The following is a 2,771-nucleotide window of genomic DNA, read 5'->3' as shown; positions in this document are numbered from 1 at the left end:
GGGAAGGTATCCTTCAGCCGCCCGCCAGCAAAGGCCGGGTCGATGATCCGGCGCTGGCGTTTCCAGTCGACGCCATTGGTCAGAAAGACCGAGTTTCCGAGCAGTGGCCGCAACCCTTCACTGATCCGGCCGGATTTGGGGAAATCATCGGGCCGCCCTTTCAGCACCGTGTCGATCAGGTCGGGCTGGTTGATCATGTAGGACCGGAAGAACGGCGTGCGAAACTCGGCCATCCATGCGCGATAGAGGCGCTGCGGCTGTGCTGACAGCAGGTCTTGCCGGAACAGTTTCAGATAACGCCAGAGCGAGACCTTGTCCGGGCGGGAGTGCGGTTTCGGCGGTTTCATGGTCGCACCGACCGGTATTTCGACACCGCCCTTTCGATCCTCGAGGCCGAGGGCGCGCGACCACCAAAGCGCTGGCCCAGCGTTTGCGGGCCTGCCGTGATGCGGAAATAGTCATACTCTCCGGGCCGGTCAAAAGCGCAGAGATACTGGAAATGCAGCCGAAAGAACCGCCATCGTAGGGCCTGCCACCGGTCAGGCGACAGGGTTTGCGTGAAGGCAGCAGACAGGACCAGAGGCCATTTTTTCTCCGCCTCCGACACGCCAGTCACCGCAACCGGATCACACAAGGCAAAGGCGCATCCATCGCCGGGGGCCGAGACATCGACCCATGTCAGCCGGGAACTGGTCGAGAGATACTGCAAATCCGCCCGCAACTGATGCGCCTTTGGCAGGAACGAGACCATCGGCACCACTTGCCCGAGGGACAGAAAGGACAGCACCGGCCCGTCCCCGTCCCGTCGCCGCAACAGATCGGCCAGCACCGTCACCCCAAGATGCGCGCCCGAGCTATGGCCGACCACCAGAACCTCATCCACATCATCCTCAAGTGCCTGTTCGATCAGGTCGGTGAACTCACCCAGACGCGCCTGCAATTCCGGTGCAATCGCGCCGCGCAGGCGGGCGGAATGGGCGTAGTCATGCATCAGATAATAAGCGAACAAGCGGTTGTCGATCCGGCGAAACCAGCGCATCAGCCCATAGGCCGCGCCAAGGGCCGGTATCCATGCCATGGCACCAATGACCAGGCCAAGCCCCGCGACGATGCCCCAGACCATCAACAGCGCCGCCAGAAGCTGCGCCAACAGCATCCCCACCGGATAAAGCGCCGCAATCACCGGGCCTTTGCGCAGCTGCATCAGCCGCCACAGCACCCCAGTCGAGATGTAAATCCACGCCGTACAAGCCAGTTGCCAATAGGTCGCCGGGATCGACCGGGCCATGCTATCGCGAACGATATCGGACCAGACCAGAACCTCGACATCCGTCTGAACCTCGGCCCCGTCCTGCACAGACGTCACGTGCCAGCCATAAGGTCCTTCACCCGATTTGGCCGAGACAGCGATCTCATACCCGGAAATCTCGGCCTGTGCGCGACCCTCAGTCCGGTAAAGCTCGCGATAGCGGCGGGGATGAATCGGGTCGTAGCCGGGAATGTAGAACACCCGGCGGCGGCGCAGCGTGTGGTGCGGTGATTGACTGCTCATGCCCTTTGACCTTTGCCGCGCAGATTAGCGCGGCTTCAAGGTCAAGGTAAGACCCGTATGATTGAATAAAGCCCTAAGCCTTAACCAAAATTCGCCAATGCGGGGAAGGTTTCCAGCAGCCACCAGCTGAATTCGGTGAAAAGCCCGGTGATCAGCATGATGCCCACGAACAGCAGCAGCCCGCCCATCACCTTTTCGATGGTCGCCATATGCGGTTTGATCCGGTTCATCACCGCCATCGAGCGGTTCAGGAACATCGCCGCCAGCAGGAACGGAATACCCAACCCCGCCGCGTAAACGCCCAGAAGCAGAGTGCCGCGCGCCACCGAGGCCTCGGACGCGGCCAGCGACAGGATCGCGCCCAGCTGAGGCCCGATGCAGGGCGTCCAGCCAAAGGCAAAGGCAAGCCCCAGAATATAGGCGCCAAACACCGATCCGCCGGACTCGCCCGTTTCCACCCGCGCCTCGCGGTCCAGCAGCGGGATGCGGAAGACGTTCAGAAAATGCAACCCGAACACAATCACCACGGCACCTGAGAGCTTGGCGAAAAGCACTTGATTTTGCAGCACAAACGCGCCGAAGGCCGAGGCCGTGAACCCCAGCAGCAGGAACACCGTCGACAGGCCCAGCACAAAGAACAGCGCCGACAGGGTCGCCTTGCGGCGCGCCTTGGCCTCATCCTGCATTTCGTTGATGGTCACGCCGCTCATATACGCAAGATAAGGCGGCACGATGGGCAGCACGCAGGGCGACAGAAAGCTGATCAGCCCGCCCAGCATGGCGATGAACATGGCGGGCAGCAGCCCGGCGTCGATGATGTCAATTCCAAACATGCATCAGCACATATGTGATCAAACCGCCCGCGTCACGGGGCCATTCGGTCACATCCTCGTGGTTGCCCGCTGGACAGTCCCGCCCGTTGCCCCTATCCCGAAGCGCATGACCGATGTGACCGAGACTTTGGACGCCCTGGGCCTGCTCTGCCCCTTGCCCGTGCTCAAGGCGCGGAAACGGCTGAAATCCATGCCTGACGGGGCGATTCTGCGGCTGCTGGCCGATGATCCGGCAGCGGTGATCGACGTGCCGCATTTCTGCATCGAGGCCGGACATACCCTGATCGCGCAAGAGGTGGACGGCGATCATCAGGTCTATGTCATCCGCAAATCCCTGTGATCCCTGTTACAATCGATTGAAACGAAAAAGGCGGACCCGAAGGCCC

General features: G+C 61.6%; 3 protein-coding genes and 1 pseudogene. 1 reads left to right on the top strand and 3 read right to left on the bottom strand.

What is annotated here, in order from left to right; genetic code table 11:
- From MPJ51_RS05785 to MPJ51_RS05775, 3 genes and pseudogenes are all read right to left on the bottom strand, one after another.
- Window positions 1-347, bottom strand: a pseudogene (locus MPJ51_RS05785) (cytochrome P450); the annotation flags it as partial.
- Window positions 344-1,552, bottom strand: a complete 1,209-nt coding sequence (locus tag MPJ51_RS05780) for a hypothetical protein (RefSeq protein ID WP_298383084.1) — start codon at window positions 1,550-1,552, stop codon at window positions 344-346. The gene MPJ51_RS05780 and the pseudogene MPJ51_RS05785, both read right to left, overlap by 4 nt.
- Window positions 1,553-1,632: 80 nt before the next feature.
- Entirely contained in the window at window positions 1,633-2,385 is a 753-nt protein-coding gene (locus MPJ51_RS05775; protein ID WP_298383081.1) for a cytochrome c biogenesis protein CcdA, read from the bottom strand.
- A gap of 106 nt (window positions 2,386-2,491) precedes the next feature.
- On the opposite strand from MPJ51_RS05775, the gene MPJ51_RS05770 reads away from it, so the two are divergent.
- Complete coding sequence (locus MPJ51_RS05770; RefSeq protein ID WP_298383078.1) at window positions 2,492-2,725, top strand: sulfurtransferase TusA family protein; 234 nt, start codon at window positions 2,492-2,494, stop codon at window positions 2,723-2,725.
- Window positions 2,726-2,771: the final 46 nt, after the last annotated feature.

Source organism: Ruegeria sp., from assembly GCF_028066395.1.
GTDB lineage: Bacteria > Pseudomonadota > Alphaproteobacteria > Rhodobacterales > Rhodobacteraceae > Ruegeria.
This window is presented reverse-complemented; position numbering and strand designations above follow the sequence as displayed.

Coding starts and splice junctions, on each gene's coding strand:
- MPJ51_RS05780 (WP_298383084.1), bottom strand. CDS start 1,552: ATGAGCAGTCAATCACCGCACCACACGCTGCGCCGCCGCCGGGTGTTC.
- MPJ51_RS05775 (WP_298383081.1), bottom strand. CDS start 2,385: ATGTTTGGAATTGACATCATCGACGCCGGGCTGCTGCCCGCCATGTTC.
- MPJ51_RS05770 (WP_298383078.1), top strand. CDS start 2,492: ATGACCGATGTGACCGAGACTTTGGACGCCCTGGGCCTGCTCTGCCCC.